The following is a 14554-nucleotide window of genomic DNA, read 5'->3' on the forward strand; positions in this document are numbered from 1 at the left end:
ACTTTGAACGATACGACATCATGGAAATCGATCTGAACGCCGATCTCGGCGAAGGCTGCGGCACCGACGAAGCGCTGCTCGAACTCGTCAGCTCCGCGAACATCGCGTGCGGCTGGCATGCGGGCGGCGCCACCGCGATGCGCGAGTGCGTGCGCTGGGCGGTGCAAAAAGGCGTGGCGATCGGCGCGCATCCGAGCTTCAACGATCCCGAGAACTTCGGCCGCAAGGAAATGGACTTGCCGCCCGAGGAAATCTACGCGGGCGTGCTGTATCAACTGGGCGCGCTGTCGGCCATTGCGCGGGCGGAAGGCGGACGTATCGCGCATGTGAAGCCGCACGGCGCGCTCTACAACCAGGCCGCGAAAAGCCCCGGGATAGCGGATGCCATCTGCTCCGCCGTGCATGACTTCGATCCGTCGCTGCTGATCTTCGGTCTCGCCAACAGCGGTCTCGTCGATGCGGCGCGGCGCGCGGGCTTGGTCGCCATCGAGGAAGTCTTCGCGGATCGCGGCTATCGCGCGGATGGCTCGCTCGTGCCGCGCAAGGAACCGGGCGCGCTGCTCGAGGATGAAACCGAAGTGCTCGACCGCACGCTCGCGATGGTGCGCGAGCAACGCGTGCAGGCCGTGTCCGGCGAATGGGTGCCGCTCAAGGCGCAGACCATCTGCCTGCATGGCGATGGCGCGCACGCACTCGAATTCGCGCGACGCATTCGCGGCGCGCTCGCCGATGCGGGCGTCGATGTCCGCGCCGCCCGCGCCGCCCGCGCCGAATAAGCGATTTTCCGATGCATCGAACGCCCCGCCTGCCGGGGCGTTTTAACAAGCGCTATTTACGCGTCCGCTTCGAGGCGCGATGTCTAACCCCTGGTCTGGAGATCTCATGGCAACCGCAGTCAACTTATGGCCGCTCATCGGCGTGGCCGTCATCATCGTGGGCTTCGTGCTGCGCTTCAATCCGATGCTGATCGTCGCCGCAGCGGCGATCGTCACCGGCTTCGCGGCGCACTTTCCCGTGGAGCGCATTCTGACCACCATCGGCACCGGCTTTCTGAAGACGCGCAATATTCCGCTCATCATCTTGCTGCCGCTCGCGGTGATCGGCCTGCTCGAACGGCATGGCTTGCGTGAACGCGCGCAGACGTGGATATCGAGCATTCGCGCGGCGACGGTCGGGCGCCTGTTGATCGTCTATCTGCTCGTGCGCGAACTGACGGCGGCGGTCGGCCTCACGGGTCTCGGCGGCCATCCGCAAATGGTGCGACCGCTCCTCGCGCCGATGGCCGAAGGCGCCGCCGAAACGCGTTACGGCAAGCTCTCCGACGCGGTGCGCCACAAGCTGCGCGCATATTCGGCGGCAACCGACAACGTCGGCCTCTTCTTCGGCGAGGACATCTTCGTGGCGTTCGGCGCCATCGTGCTGATGGTCACGTTCCTCAAGGAAGCGGGCATCGTCGTGGAACCCATGCATGTTGCCGTGTGGGGCATTCCGACCGCGTTCTGCGCGTTCCTCATCCACGGCTTTCGGCTGTGGCTGCTCGACCGGCGCCTGACGCGCGAACTCGGCGCGCTCACGCGCAATCTCGCGGGAGAGAAAGCATGACGCTCACCATCAACTATCTCTTCTATCTCGTCGGCATCGTGCTGGTGGTGGTCGCCGGCATGATCCTCACCGACAAGTCGCATCCGCGCCGCCTGACGACGGGCGTGTTCTGGCTCGTGTATGCGCTCGTGTTCCTGATCGGCGACTGGCTGCCGCCCGCGGTCGTCGGCGGCTCGTGATAGCGATGGCGCTCATCGCCGGACTCGGCGGCGTGACCGGCGCGAAGCCGAAAATGCTGTCGGAGCAAACGCGCCGGCAGAGCGCCGCGCGGCTCGGCAACAAGCTCTTCGTGCCCGCGCTGACCATTCCGGTCGTCACCGTGATCCTGACGCTCGGCGCGAGCCATCTCGTCTTCGGCGGGCAACCGTTGATCGAGTTGAAGAACGTGACGCTGATCGGCTTCGGCATAGGCTGCGTGATCGCGCTGGCGGTGGCGTGCGTCATGACGCGCGATACCGTCGGCCAGTCGATGCGCGAGGCGCGCCGTCTCATCGACGCGCTTTCGTGGGCCGCCGTGCTGCCGCAAATGCTCGGCATGCTCGGGCTCGTGTTCTCGGACGCAGGCGTCGGCAAGGCGGTCGCGCATGTGACGACGGCCTACATCAACCTCGACTATCGGCTCGTCGCGGTGACGGTCTATGTCGTCGGCATGGCGCTTTTCACGATGGTGATGGGCAACGGCTTCGCCGCGTTTCCAGTGATGACGGGCGGTGTCGGCGTACCGATTCTCGTCGGCGTGTTCCACGGCAATCCGGCGACGATGGCCGCCATCGGCATGTTCTCGGGCTACTGCGGAACGCTGATGACGCCGATGGCCGCGAACTTCAACATGGTTCCGGCGGCGTTGCTGGAGTTGCCCGACAAGAACGCGGTGATCAAGGTGCAAGTGCCAACGGCGTTGTCGCTTCTGATCGTGAACATCTTTTTGCTGAACTGGCTGATGTTCATCTGAATCGGCAAAGCGTTCAGCCAGCCACCACGACGAAGCCGCGCTTTCTCAGCAATTCGAGCACGCCGCGCGACCCGCCGAGATGCAGCGCCCCGATAGCCACGAACACCGGCTTGTCGGGCGCTGCCAGTTGCACCATCCGCGCGACGAAGCGGCGATTGCGCTCATATACCACGCGGTTATCCACCTGATCCGCGAGCGGCTTCGAGCGCGCAAGCTTGTTGCCCTTGGCGTCGTCCCAGGCTTTGAGCGCGTCCGCGTCGCCGATTCGCCAGAGCCGGTGCAGCTCTTTCACGTCGGCGATGTTTTCGGTTGGCGTCTGCACGAGATCCTGTGCGAGCATCTCGCGCTGTTGCGCGGAAGTCAGACGCGTGAACGTCGATATCTGTTCGTTCAAGGTTTCGAGCCCGACGATTTTTCCTCGCACATGCAGATAGACATTCTGCAACTGCGCCTCGGTGCCGTACTCGCTCTGAAAACCGGCCTTGAGCGTGTCGTATGTTTCGATCAGCATCGACGCGAGCCACGGACGCGTGTGCCGCAATTCCTTCAGCGCATCGGGATTGTTGCGCATGCGCGCTTGCACCGCCTGCCACATTGAATCCGGCAAATAATCGATCAGACATTCGCTGCGGCACATGCCGAAGCGATTCACGTCCTCTTGCGAAACGAGCAGTTCGTCGGGAGAGATTTCGAGCGCGAGTGTGGGCGATGCATAGAGCGCAGCCAGTATCGACTGGCGAAACGGCTGTTCGGCCGGATAGTCGGTCGCGAAACCGACATGCAGCGTGCCGAGCAAATAGATGGTGGTCGTGCCTTTGGTCGCAACGTAGAACGGCATGCGCGCCGGCGCCGCGCGCACGGGGCCGCTTGCCGTCGTGCCATCGGATCGATCCACGGCCGGCGCGGGTGCCGATGCGCCCGGTGCCGCCGCTACGTCCGCGCCGCCTGCGGGCTGCGGAGTGCCACCTGCCGGCGTACGCGATCCGACGACCGCAAAACCGGATGGCGTAACGACCGCGCCTGCCATGAACAGTACGAACGACAGCACAATGGCTGTCGCTCTGGCGGACGCCACGCGCGCGGCGCGCGGCTGGTCATATGAATACGGCACGAGCGACATCTTAAAACATTCACGCGACCCGCTGGACACGCGCTGTCGCTTCGAGACAATCGACTTGGAGCTTGACCGCGCGCCGCCTTCTTTGAACGAAGCTGGCGCGCGTCAAACCGCGCGTCGATGCGATTCAAACCTCCACGTCACCTACCTCCTCGGCGCGATGACACGAGACTTGCCGCCCGTCGACGACGCGCAGCGCCGGTTCCTCGGTTCTGCAACGATCGATCGCGTACGGGCAGCGCTGATGAAACGTGCAGCCTGATGGCGGATTGAGCGGCGAAGGCATTTCGCCCTGCAGCTTGATCTTGATGCGGCGATCTTCCTCGAACAACGCGGGCGTTGCCGACATCAAGGCGCGCGTGTACGGATGACGCGGTCGCGCGAAGATGGTTTTCTTGTCGCCGAGTTCGGCCACGCCGCCGAAGTACATCACCATCACGTCATCGGCAATATGCTCGACCACCGACAGGTTGTGCGAGATGAACACGTAGCTCGTGCCGAACTGCGCTTGCAGGTCCATGAACAGATTGAGAATCTGCGCCTGGATCGAGACATCGAGCGCGGAAACGGGTTCATCGGCGACGACGATTTGCGGGTCGAGAATCATCGCGCGCGCAATCGCCACACGTTGCCGTTGACCGCCCGAAAACATGTGCGGGTAGCGCGTCGCGTGTTCCGGTCTCAGGCCGACGGTGCGCATCATCTGCGCAATGCGTTGAGCGCGTTCGGTTGCGTTGAGCTTCGTGTTGATGGCGAGCGGCTCGCCGAGCGTCTGCTCGACGGTCTTACGCGGATTGAGCGAGGCAAACGGGTTCTGAAACACCATCTGCACGCGCTGCCGCAACGCGGCGATCTTGTCCTTGCTCGCGCCCGCCACGTCCTCGCCATCGATCAGAAGACGGCCCGATGTCGGCGTTTCGATCATCGTCAACTGACGCGCGAGCGTGGACTTGCCGCAACCCGATTCGCCGACGACAGCAAGCGTGCGCCCGCGCTGCAACTCGAACGACACGCCGTTCAGCGCCTTCACCGTGCCCTGTTCGAACATGCTGCGCTTGACGCTGTAATGCCGCGTGAGCTGATCGGCGGCGAGCACGATGTCCTTGTTGATTTCCTTCGGTACGGCGTTCATCGCGCGCCTCCTTCCACCACCACTTCGACATTCAACGGCTTGATGCAACGCGCGCGCACGGCCGCGTCGTTGGGGTCGAGCTGGAACAGATTCGGCCGCCCCTTCCAGCAGTCCTCGACGGCATATTTGCAGCGCGGCGCAAAGAGGCATCCACTGGGTCTGTCGTCTCGGCCCGGCACCATGCCCGGCAACGCCGCCAGACGATCCGCGCCGCGGCTATGTTCCGGAATCGCGGCGAGCAACGCTTCCGTGTACGGATGATGCGGCTCGCTGAAAATGGCAGGGACGTGATTCGTTTCGATGATCTCGCCCGCATACATCACCGCGACGCGCTGCGCCACTTCCGACACCACCGCGAGATCGTGCGAAATCAGCACGAGCGCCATGCCGCGTTCCTTTTGCAAGCGCACGAGCAGTTCCATGATCTGCGCCTGAATGGTCACGTCGAGCGCGGTCGTGGGCTCGTCGGCGATCAGGAGTTTAGGATTGCAGGCGACCGCCATTGCGATCATCACGCGCTGATTCATGCCGCCCGACATCTGATGCGGAAACGCGTCGATGCGGCTTTTCGCATCTGGAATGCCGACTTGATCCAGCAGTTCGAGCGCGCGTTTGTTGAGTGCGTCGCCGCGCAAGCCTTCGTGCAGTCTCAGCGATTCCTTGATCTGATAGCCGACCGTGTAGCTCGGGTTCAGGCTCGTCAGCGCGTCCTGAAACACCATCGCGATGTCCTTGCCGATGATCTTGCGACGCTCGCGCGCCGAGGCCTTCAGCAAATCTCGCCCATCGAAGGTGACCTGATCGGCCGAGACCTTGCCGGGTGCATCGATCAGGCCCATGAGCGCCATCATCGTGACGCTTTTGCCCGAGCCGGATTCGCCGACCACGCCGACCACTTCGCCCGGCTTGACCGAGAGGTCGATGCGATCGACCGCCTGTGTGCCGCCGAACGTCACTTGCAGATTACGGATAGTGAGTAGATCGTTCATGTCATCCCATCCGTTTCAGTTTCGGGTCGAGGGCGTCGCGCAGACCGTCGCCGAGCAGATTGATGACGAGCACCGAGATCAGGATGGAGAGACCGGGCATCGTGACGATCCACCATGCGCTTTCGATGTAATCGCGCGCCGAAGCCAGCATGGCGCCCCACTCGGCCGCGGGCGGTTGCACGCCCAAGCCGAGGAAGCCGAGCGCGGCGGCGTCCAGAATGGCCGATGAAAATCCGAGCGTCGCCTGCACGATGAGCGGCGCGGCGCAGTTTGGCAGCACTTGCGAGAACATCAGCCGCACAACGCCCGCACCCGCGACGCGCGATGCCGTCACGTATTCCTTTTGCAATTCGCCAAGCGCCGATGCGCGCGTCAGACGCACATAACCCGGCAGCGCGACGATGGCGATGGCAAGCATGGTGTTGACGAGCCCCGGCCCGATGATCGCGACCACGGCGACCGCGAGCAAGAGCGAAGGCAGCGCGAGGAGCACATCCATGATGCGCATGATCGGCGTATCGAGCCAGCCGAAGAACGCGGCCATGAGCCCCAGCACGACGCCCGGAATGAGCGCGAGCACGACCGATACGAAGCCGATCCAGAACGACAGCCGCGCGCCGTACATGAGACGCGAGAGAATGTCGCGGCCGGCTTCATCGGTGCCGAGCAGGAACATGCGGTTGCCGCCTTCGAGCCACGCGGGCGGAATCTTCACGTATTCGCGATATTGCTCGATGGGGCTGTGCGGCGCGATCACGGGCGCGGTGAGCGCCACCAGAATCAGCACGAGCACGATGAAGCCCGCGACCACTGCGCCGCGATTGCGCGAGAAGTTCGCCCAGAACTCGCGGCCCGCGACCATGCGGCCGCTGGGTGGCGGTGTTACTGCCTGGGGGGGTAGGTTGTTTTGAATGTCGGCCATATCATGCCTCTCGCCGAGCCGCCTCAAGAGAGGCATGCGCCCCCTCGGGGGGCAGCGAACGAATGTGAGCGTGGGGGTGGTACATGTTCACCTTGTATGGCGAATGCGCGGATTCAACACGCCGTACAGCAGATCGACGATCAGATTCACGAAGATCACGAGCGACGCGATCATCAGAATGCCGCCCTGCACGACGGGATAATCGCGACGCGAAATGGCATCGATCAGCCACTTGCCGACGCCCGGCCACGAGAACAACGTCTCCGTCAACACCGCGCCCGCGAGCAACGTGCCAACCTGCAAGCCGATCACGGTCACCACGGGAATCAGCGCATTGCGCAACGCATGCACGATCACCACCCGCAACGGCGAAAGCCCCTTCGCGCGCGCCGTGCGAATGTAGTCCTCGCGCAGCACTTCGAGCATCGACGAACGCGTCATGCGCGCAATCACCGCGAGCGGAATCGTGCCGAGCACGATGGTCGGCAATATCAGATGGCTCACCGCGGACTTGAACGCGCCTTCATCGGTGGAGAAGATCGAGTCGATCAGCATGAAGCCCGTGACGTGCGGAATGTCGTATTCCACCGCGATCCGCCCCGACACCGGCGTCCAGCCGAGCCTCGCCGAGAAGAACATGATGAGGATCAAGCCCCACCAGAAGATCGGCATCGAATAGCCCGTGAGCGCGGTGCCCATCACGCCATGATCGACCACCGTGCCGCGCTTGAGCGCCGCCGCCACGCCCGCCGGCAGACCGACGATGAGCGCGAAGATCATCGCGCAGATGGAGAGTTCGACGGTCGCCGGAAAGCGCGCCATGAATTCGCTCATCACACTCGTATTGGTGATGATCGACATGCCGAGATCGCCCTTGAGCGCATGGCCAACGTAGTGGAGATATTGAAGCGGCAAAGGCTCGTCGAGACCTAAGCGCTTCATGGCTTCGGCGTGCATCGCCGGGTCCACGCCGCGTTCGCCCATCATCACTTCGATGGGGTCGCCCGGGATCAGGTGGATGAGCGCGAACGCGAGAATCGTAATGCCGATGAACGTCGGTATCACCATTCCTATGCGTCGCAAAACGAATCGGAACATGATCGCCCTTTGGTTCGTACTTGGGGATTTGGAAGAGTGACCGGCGGCGCGGATCGTTTTCGACCCGCGCCGCCGGCCCTGTTCGACTAATTATGGTTTAGTGCAAAAAGCGTTCCGCTTGCAAGCTGCGTTTTGCGGATGCTCTCGCTTTACTGCATGCCCACGCCGTCGAAACGGACATAGCCGAGCGGTTCGATCTTCAGGCCCGTCACCTTCTTGCTGGCCGGCTGATACACCGTCGAATGCGCGATCGGCGAGAACGGCAGCTGTTGCGCGAAGATCTGCTGCGCGTCCATGTAGGCCTTCGTGCGCGCCGCGACGTCGCTCGTCGAACGGCCCTTCACGACCAGATCGTCGAACGGCTTATAGCACCACTTCGAAAAGTTGCTGCCCTTCACCGCGTCGCAACCGAGCAGCGTGCCGAGCCAGTTGTCGGGGTCGCCGTTGTCGCCGGTCCAGCCGATCAAGAGCGCCTGATGCTCGCCCGCGTGCGCGCGCTTGAGATACTCGCCCCATTCGTACGACACGATCTTTGCCTTCACGCCGATCTTCGCCCAGTCGGCCTGGATCATCTCGGCCATCAGACGTGCGTTCGGGTTGTACGCGCGTTGCACGGGCATGGCCCAAAGGTCGATATCCATGCCGTTCGGAAAGCCGGCCTTCGCAAGCAGATCCTTGGCCTTGGCCGTATCGTACGGACTCGTCTTGAGGTTCTTGTCGTAGGACCATTGAGTCGGCGCCATCGGAGCGGTGGCCGCCTGGCCCGCGCCCTGATACACGGAATCGATGATCGCCTTCTTGTTGATCGCCATGTCGAGCGCGCGGCGCACGTCGGTGTTGTCCAGACCCTTCTTGGTCACGTTATAGGCCACGTAACCTTCGTTGAAACCGGCCTGCGACGGCGTATCAAGATTCGATGCGGACTTGAGCGACTCGATGTCGCCCGGACGCGGATAGCTCATCACCTGGCATTCGTTGCTTTTCAGCTTCTGCACGCGCACGGCGGCATCGGGCGTGATCGAGAAGATCAGCTTCGACACCTGCACCGCGTTCGGCTTCCAGTAATCCGGATTGCCGTCGAAGCGAATGGTCGCATCCTTTGTATAGCTACGGAAGATGAACGGTCCCGTGCCAACCGGATACTGATTGATGTCGGCGGCCTTGCCGTCCTTCACCAGCTTGTCCGTGTATTCGGCCGAGAGAATGGACGCGTATTCCATCGCCATGTTCTGGATGAACGGCGCGTTCACTTCCTTGAGCGTGAACTTCACGGTGTAGGGATCGACCTTCTCCACCTTCGCGATGAGCTTGTCGAGGCCCATGTCCGTGAAGTACGGGAACGCAACCGGGTACGCCTTGCGGAACGGCTGGTTCGGGTCGAGCATGCGGTTGAACGTGACGAGGACGTCATCCGCGTTGAATTCGCGCGTCGGCTTGAAGTACGACGTCGTCTGGAACTTCACGCCGTGACGCAGATGGAAGGTGTAGGTCAAACCGTCCGCCGACACGTCCCACTTTTCGGCGAGACCCGGCTCGACCTTCGTGCCGCCGCGCTCGAATTCGACGAGGCGGTTATAAACCGTGAACGTGTTCGCGGTGAAGTCGGTGCCGGTGGTGTATTGCGCGGGATCGAAACCGGCGGGACTGCCTTCCGAGCAGTACACCAGCGTCTTGTTGGGGATGGCGGCATTCGCGACGTTCGCCGCGAATAGCGTTGCCGTGGCGACGGCGCCCATGAGCGCCGACACGCGGGCGACTCGCAACAGGCCATTCTTCTTCATGTTTCCTCCAGGTCGATGCCAGCTTTCAACTGACGTAGCGCGATATTACTTGATCGCATCGGCGGTGCTGCCAGCCGTGCGAATCTGCCGGATGAAACGGCGCAAGCAAATTCGGGCGCTACCCTAGCATGAACAAATATTACGTGTGTGGTCGTTTTCCCCACTGGATTTACGGCTGCCGGTTGGTTCGATGCGGTTAGGTTATCGCCTATGCCTAAGCGTGATAGCTCGGATGGCGAAATATCCGCGCAAGGTGCCGGCAGCGTGCGCAAAGTGCGCCGTCGGGTACTAAAACGCCCGAAAAAAGTGCTAAACGAGGAGGAAAGTAAGAACCGCGCGGACGAACGCCGCGCGGGTAAAACAAACTCAGACGCTCTTGACGCCGAGCCGCTCGCAAACCGTCTTCGACGCCCACGCGCCGTTGAGCGTGTAGAAATGCAAGCCGGGCGCGCCGCCGTCGATCAGACGCTGGCACAGACCCGTCACCACATCGACGCCGAATTCGCGGATCGACTCGCGGTCGTCGCCGTAACTTTCGAGCCGGCGCGCGATCCACTTCGGCACTTCCGCGCCGCACATCTCGGAAAAGCGCATCAACTGCGTGAAGTTGGTGATCGGCATGATGCCCGGCACGATAGGCACATCGACGCCGAGCTTTTTCGCTTCATCGACGAATTCGAAGTAGGCGTCCGCGTTGAAGAAGTACTGCGTGATCGCGGAGTTCGCGCCCGCCTTTACCTTGCGCGCGAAGTTTTCGAGATCGGCGCGCGGCGAACGCGATTGCGGATGGAACTCCGGATACGCCGCCACTTCGATGTTGAACCAGTCGCCGTGCTCCTGGCGAATGAACGCCACGAGTTCGGACGCATAGCGCAACTCGCCGACTTCACCCATGCCCGAAGGCAAGTCGCCGCGCAATGCGACGATATGGCGAATGCCGTGCTCCCGATACTGCGAAAGAATCGCGCGCAGGCTGTCTTTCGACGAGCCGATGCAAGACAGATGCGGCGCCGCTTCGAAGCCTTCCGCGGCCATTTCGAGCACGGTGTCGAGCGTGCCTTGCTGCGTGGAGCCGCCCGCGCCGAACGTCACGGAGACGAACTTCGGCGCGAGCGTTTTCAGTTGCGCGCGCGAGGCGCGCAGTTTGTCCACACCTTCCTGCGTCTTCGGCGGGAAAAACTCGAATGAAAGTTCGATCGGTTTCATGATGGTGTGTGTACGCGCGGGGAGGCGTGTGTGCGCGGCGTCAGCCGAAGTTGCGCTGTCCGAAGATGAGCGCCGACAGAAGCCACGACACGATGCTATAGAGAATCGAGCCGAAGAACGCGGACCAGAAACCCGTCACCTCGAAGCCTTTCAAGAGCGACGAGCACAGCCAGAAACACAGCGCATTCACCACGAGGATGAAGAGGCCGAGCGTCAGGATGGTCACGGGCAACGTGAGAATGATGAGCACCGGGCGCAGCACTGCGTTGATGAGCCCGAGCACCACGGCCACGATGAGCGCCGTGCCGAAACTGCGGATGTGGATCGACGGCACGAGATAGGTGATGATCAGAAGCGCGAGCGCGTTGATCAGCCATGTCAGCAGCACGGTCATCGAGTGTTCTCCGGTTGATGCAATGTGTCTTTGTACCGCGCACGAACCTCCCGATCCGTGCGCGGCCACGCCGCCGCGTGCCTTGTCAGTAGCGGATTAATAGCGGTAGTGGTTCGGCTTGAACGGACCGTTCTTGTCGACGCCGATATAACCGGCCTGCTCCGTCGAAAGCACCGTCAGTTCCGCGCCGATACGTCCCAGATGCAGACGCGCGACCTTCTCGTCGAGATGCTTCGGCAGCACATACACCTTGTTCTCGTACTTGTCGCCTTGCGTGAACAGTTCGATCTGCGCGAGCGTCTGGTTCGTGAACGAGTTCGACATCACGAACGACGGATGGCCGGTTGCGCAGCCGAGATTCACGAGACGTCCTTCGGCCAGCAGAATGATGCGCTTGCCGTCCGGGAAGATGATGTGATCGACTTGCGGCTTGATGTTGTCCCACGAGTATTGGCGCGTGGAAGCGACGTCGATTTCGGAGTCGAAGTGACCGATGTTGCAGACGATGGCGTTGTTGCGCATCGCCTTCATGTGGTCGTGGTTGATGACGTGGTAGTTGCCCGTTGCCGTCACGAAGATATCGGCCTTGTCGGCGGCATATTCCATCGTCACGACGCGGTAGCCTTCCATTGCCGCTTGCAGCGCGCAGATCGGGTCGATCTCCGTGACCCAGACAGTGGCGCCCAGACCGCGCAGCGACTGCGCGCAGCCCTTGCCCACGTCGCCGTAGCCCGCCACGACCGCGATCTTGCCGGCGATCATCACGTCGGTGGCGCGCTTGATGCCATCCACGAGCGATTCGCGGCAGCCGTACAGATTGTCGAACTTCGACTTCGTGACCGAATCGTTCACGTTGATGGCCGGGAACGGCAGACGCCCTTCCTTCTCCATCTGATACAGACGATGCACGCCCGTGGTCGTTTCTTCCGTCACGCCCTGGATGTGCGCGAGGCGCGTGGAGTACCAGGTCGGGTCGGCATCGAGGTGCGAAGCGATCGACTTGTACAGCGCGACTTCTTCTTCATTAGTCGGCTTGCCGATGACCGAGCGGTCTTTTTCGGCCTTCGAACCGAGGATGAGCAAGAGCGTGGCGTCGCCGCCGTCGTCCAGAATCATGTTGGCGAATTCGCCGTTCGGCCATTCGAAGATGCGGTGCGAGAACTCCCAGTATTCGTCGAGCGATTCGCCCTTGAACGCGAACACCGGCGTGCCGCCCGCGGCGATGGCGGCGGCAGCGTGATCCTGCGTGGAGAAGATGTTGCACGATGCCCAGCGCACGTCGGCGCCGAGTGCGGTCAGCGTTTCGATCAGCACGCCGGTCTGGATGGTCATGTGCAGCGAGCCTGCGACGCGCGCGCCTTTCAGCGGCTGTTGCGCCTTGTATTCCTCGCGCGTCTGGATGAGACCGGGCATCTCCGTTTCGGCGATGTCGAGTTCCTTGCGGCCCCATGCGGCGAGCGACATGTCGGCAACAACGTAATCCTGGGAATTCTTGGAATCGAGAACTGCGGCGTTCATCACGCCCTCCTTTCTAAAAAAGACTAGAAATTTTGACGTGAGCGCCGTTCGATGCGGTGGCTCAGCGGGCTTGTTTATGTGCCTTCGAACCGTCCGATTGAAGCCTCCGAGCCTGGCGGGTGAAACCCGTCGCAACGCTCCTCGGGGGCGAGCGAAGATTGTAGCAAAAGTCGGCGGAATGCGAATGCGGGATTAAGCGCAGTCTGATTGATGGGGGTGACTAAGCGTAGGGAGGCGTTCAGGCTCGATCGACTATTGACTCAGCAATTGCCGGACATCGCCGTGCGGGCGCGTGCGACGAATTGTTGAATGGCCTCGGTGGTCGCCCAATGCTCGTCGAACGGCGTTTCGGCGCCTCCTGCGCGGCTGAAATACAACGCCACGTGGCTCCCCGGATGATAGTTGACGCGAACGCCTTTCCTGGCTTCCAGGCGATAACAACCGTAAATGTCGATGATTGCATTTGAAAGCGCCGAATCCTCGCCGCCATAACGCCGGAAAACTTCTGCTGTAGCGAAGCCGCCCAGCGCAAGGAAGGTTGCGCGCTGAATTACAAGCGTGCTCGCCACCGTGTCGCTCATGATGTCGGCGTGGCGTTCGAAGTCGGGGAAAGCACGCAGTTCGGCGGGAAAGTCGCTGAAATCGGCGCTGAAACGGACTGCGGGTTGCCGAGGCGTGTTGCGCAGATAGAGTACGGCAGTCGCCAGTGCGCCTGGCTGGTACTCGTCGTCGGCGTCGAGGAACGCAAGAATGGAGTGTGCCGCAAAGTTCGCACCGCGATTGCGCGCCCGAGCCGGACCGCCGTTTTCCGGCATCTGCACCAGCTCGACGCGTCGGTCCTTGAGGGAATAAAACTTCGCGACCGCCGCCGATGCGTCCTGCGAGCCATCGTCCACCACGATGATCTGCGCTGCTTCGGTTTGCAAAAGACAACTATCGAGCGCGCGTGCCAGCGTTTTTGCCGAGTTGAAACAAGGAATGATGACTGAGACGCCGGAGCGCTGAGAGACTAGTGACATTGGGCTCTAACCGAAAAGTTGAGCCCGGATTGTCGCAAGAGATGCTCTGAGAATCGCTAGCGAAAACTCCTAAACAGCGGCGCGTGCGCGTAATTTGCCTATATCGGCAACATGCTCAAAACCGGCGCGAGCAGCACCATCACCACGCCCGCGATCATCATCGTCAAGCTGGCGACAACGCCCTCTTCGTTCCCGAGTTCGCGCGCCTTCGCGGTGCCGACGCCATGCGCCGCCGCGCCGAACAACGCGCCGCGCGCAAGCCGCGTGCGCAGCGGCACCAGCGCCAGCACGATCTCGCCGAAGAGCATGCCGCACACGCCCGTCGCGATGACGAAAAGCGCGGTCAGATCGCGCGGCGCGTGAATCTTGTCGGATACCGCGAGCGCAAATGGCGTCGATATCGAACGCGTCGCGAGACTGCGCTGCAGTTCCGGCGACAGATGCAGCAACTTCGCAAGCGCAATCGACCCGCCGACCGCCACCAGAATGCCAACCGTCACTCCGACGCTCAACGAAATCCAGTGCCGCTTCAGGAGCGACCGGTACTCGTAGATCGGCACCGCGAACGCCACGGTGGCTGGCCCGAGCAGCCACATGAGCCAGCGCGTATCGGCGAAATAGACGGGGTATGGAATGCGCGCCGTCACGACGATCACCGCAAGCACCGCCGGGACAGCCAGAAGCGGCGTCAGCCACGGACTTTTGAAGCGCGCGTAAAGCCGCTTCGACACGAAGTACAGGACGACGGTCATCACGAAACATCCGGCAGCGATCAGCCGTGCAGCGTCGTCTTGGAGCAGCGAAGCGTAGAAGTGGCTCATGGC

At 62.2% G+C, this 14554-nt stretch carries 13 protein-coding genes, 1 pseudogene and 1 riboswitch; of the genes and pseudogenes, 3 read left to right on the forward strand and 11 right to left on the reverse strand.

Going from position 1 to position 14554, the window contains the following annotated elements; translation table 11 throughout:
- Window positions 1-20 precede the first annotated feature (20 nt).
- The 3 genes and pseudogenes from pxpA to LDZ28_RS13010 all read left to right on the forward strand — a co-directional run bounded on the left by pxpA (window position 21) and on the right by LDZ28_RS13010 (window position 2554).
- Complete coding sequence (gene pxpA / locus LDZ28_RS13000; protein ID WP_244826512.1) at window positions 21-776, forward strand: 5-oxoprolinase subunit PxpA; 756 nt, start codon at window positions 21-23, stop codon at window positions 774-776.
- Between the two features lie 106 nt (window positions 777-882).
- Window positions 883-1602, forward strand: coding sequence for a DUF969 domain-containing protein (locus LDZ28_RS13005; RefSeq protein WP_244826513.1), 720 nt, complete (start codon window positions 883-885; stop codon window positions 1600-1602).
- Window positions 1599-2554: pseudogene (locus LDZ28_RS13010) on the forward strand (DUF979 domain-containing protein). Before LDZ28_RS13005 ends, LDZ28_RS13010 begins: the two are co-directional and overlap by 4 nt.
- A gap of 13 nt (window positions 2555-2567) precedes the next feature.
- Here LDZ28_RS13010 and LDZ28_RS13015 read toward each other — a convergent pair.
- From LDZ28_RS13015 to LDZ28_RS13065, 11 genes are all read right to left on the reverse strand, one after another.
- Entirely contained in the window at window positions 2568-3674 is a 1107-nt protein-coding gene (locus LDZ28_RS13015; protein WP_244826514.1) for a TraB/GumN family protein, read from the reverse strand.
- Window positions 3675-3798: 124 nt separating this feature from the next.
- Window positions 3799-4803 carry a peptide ABC transporter ATP-binding protein gene (locus tag LDZ28_RS13020; RefSeq protein WP_244826515.1) on the reverse strand — a complete coding sequence of 335 codons (1005 nt, stop codon included), beginning with the start codon at window positions 4801-4803 and terminating at the stop codon, window positions 3799-3801.
- Window positions 4800-5792, reverse strand: coding sequence for an ABC transporter ATP-binding protein (locus LDZ28_RS13025; protein ID WP_244826516.1), 993 nt, complete (start codon window positions 5790-5792; stop codon window positions 4800-4802). The genes LDZ28_RS13020 and LDZ28_RS13025 overlap by 4 nt, the downstream gene beginning before the upstream one ends.
- Before the next feature lies 1 nt (window position 5793).
- Window positions 5794-6714, reverse strand: a complete 921-nt coding sequence (locus tag LDZ28_RS13030; RefSeq protein WP_244826517.1) for an ABC transporter permease subunit — start codon at window positions 6712-6714, stop codon at window positions 5794-5796.
- 87 nt (window positions 6715-6801) lie between these two features.
- Entirely contained in the window at window positions 6802-7812 is a 1011-nt protein-coding gene (locus LDZ28_RS13035) for an ABC transporter permease subunit (RefSeq protein WP_244826518.1), read from the reverse strand.
- A 149-nt stretch (window positions 7813-7961) separates the two neighbouring features.
- Window positions 7962-9593 (reverse strand): ABC transporter substrate-binding protein, encoded by a 1632-nt coding sequence (locus LDZ28_RS13040; RefSeq protein WP_244826519.1) that lies wholly within the window; start codon window positions 9591-9593, stop codon window positions 7962-7964.
- 366 nt (window positions 9594-9959) lie between these two features.
- On the reverse strand, window positions 9960-10799 hold the full coding sequence (gene metF / locus LDZ28_RS13045) for a methylenetetrahydrofolate reductase [NAD(P)H] (protein WP_244826520.1): 840 nt from the start codon (window positions 10797-10799) through the stop codon (window positions 9960-9962).
- A gap of 40 nt (window positions 10800-10839) precedes the next feature.
- Window positions 10840-11193 carry a phage holin family protein gene (locus tag LDZ28_RS13050; protein ID WP_244826521.1) on the reverse strand — a complete coding sequence of 118 codons (354 nt, stop codon included), beginning with the start codon at window positions 11191-11193 and terminating at the stop codon, window positions 10840-10842.
- 96 nt (window positions 11194-11289) lie between these two features.
- Window positions 11290-12711 carry an adenosylhomocysteinase gene (ahcY, locus tag LDZ28_RS13055; RefSeq protein ID WP_244826522.1) on the reverse strand — a complete coding sequence of 474 codons (1422 nt, stop codon included), beginning with the start codon at window positions 12709-12711 and terminating at the stop codon, window positions 11290-11292.
- Window positions 12712-12743: 32 nt separating this feature from the next.
- Window positions 12744-12860: riboswitch (S-adenosyl-L-homocysteine riboswitch) on the reverse strand.
- A gap of 111 nt (window positions 12861-12971) precedes the next feature.
- Complete coding sequence (locus LDZ28_RS13060) at window positions 12972-13730, reverse strand: glycosyltransferase family 2 protein (RefSeq protein ID WP_244826523.1); 759 nt, start codon at window positions 13728-13730, stop codon at window positions 12972-12974.
- Between the two features lie 98 nt (window positions 13731-13828).
- Window positions 13829-14551 (reverse strand): LrgB family protein, encoded by a 723-nt coding sequence (locus tag LDZ28_RS13065; protein WP_244826524.1) that lies wholly within the window; start codon window positions 14549-14551, stop codon window positions 13829-13831.
- Window positions 14552-14554: the final 3 nt, after the last annotated feature.

Source organism: Caballeronia sp. TF1N1 (assembly GCF_022878925.1).
GTDB lineage: Bacteria > Pseudomonadota > Gammaproteobacteria > Burkholderiales > Burkholderiaceae > Caballeronia.

What these genes read in the sequence shown, in the direction of transcription:
- pxpA (WP_244826512.1), top strand. Translation starts at nt 21, where the DNA reads ATGGAAATCGATCTGAACGCCGATCTCGGCGAAGGCTGCGGCACCGAC.
- LDZ28_RS13005 (WP_244826513.1), top strand. Translation starts at nt 883, where the DNA reads ATGGCAACCGCAGTCAACTTATGGCCGCTCATCGGCGTGGCCGTCATC.
- LDZ28_RS13015 (WP_244826514.1), bottom strand. Translation starts at nt 3,674, where the DNA reads ATGTCGCTCGTGCCGTATTCATATGACCAGCCGCGCGCCGCGCGCGTG.
- LDZ28_RS13020 (WP_244826515.1), bottom strand. Translation starts at nt 4,803, where the DNA reads ATGAACGCCGTACCGAAGGAAATCAACAAGGACATCGTGCTCGCCGCC.
- LDZ28_RS13025 (WP_244826516.1), bottom strand. Translation starts at nt 5,792, where the DNA reads ATGAACGATCTACTCACTATCCGTAATCTGCAAGTGACGTTCGGCGGC.
- LDZ28_RS13030 (WP_244826517.1), bottom strand. Translation starts at nt 6,714, where the DNA reads ATGGCCGACATTCAAAACAACCTACCCCCCCAGGCAGTAACACCGCCA.
- LDZ28_RS13035 (WP_244826518.1), bottom strand. Translation starts at nt 7,812, where the DNA reads ATGTTCCGATTCGTTTTGCGACGCATAGGAATGGTGATACCGACGTTC.
- LDZ28_RS13040 (WP_244826519.1), bottom strand. Translation starts at nt 9,593, where the DNA reads ATGAAGAAGAATGGCCTGTTGCGAGTCGCCCGCGTGTCGGCGCTCATG.
- metF (WP_244826520.1), bottom strand. Translation starts at nt 10,799, where the DNA reads ATGAAACCGATCGAACTTTCATTCGAGTTTTTCCCGCCGAAGACGCAG.
- LDZ28_RS13050 (WP_244826521.1), bottom strand. Translation starts at nt 11,193, where the DNA reads ATGACCGTGCTGCTGACATGGCTGATCAACGCGCTCGCGCTTCTGATC.
- ahcY (WP_244826522.1), bottom strand. Translation starts at nt 12,711, where the DNA reads ATGAACGCCGCAGTTCTCGATTCCAAGAATTCCCAGGATTACGTTGTT.
- LDZ28_RS13060 (WP_244826523.1), bottom strand. Translation starts at nt 13,730, where the DNA reads ATGTCACTAGTCTCTCAGCGCTCCGGCGTCTCAGTCATCATTCCTTGT.
- LDZ28_RS13065 (WP_244826524.1), bottom strand. Translation starts at nt 14,551, where the DNA reads ATGAGCCACTTCTACGCTTCGCTGCTCCAAGACGACGCTGCACGGCTG.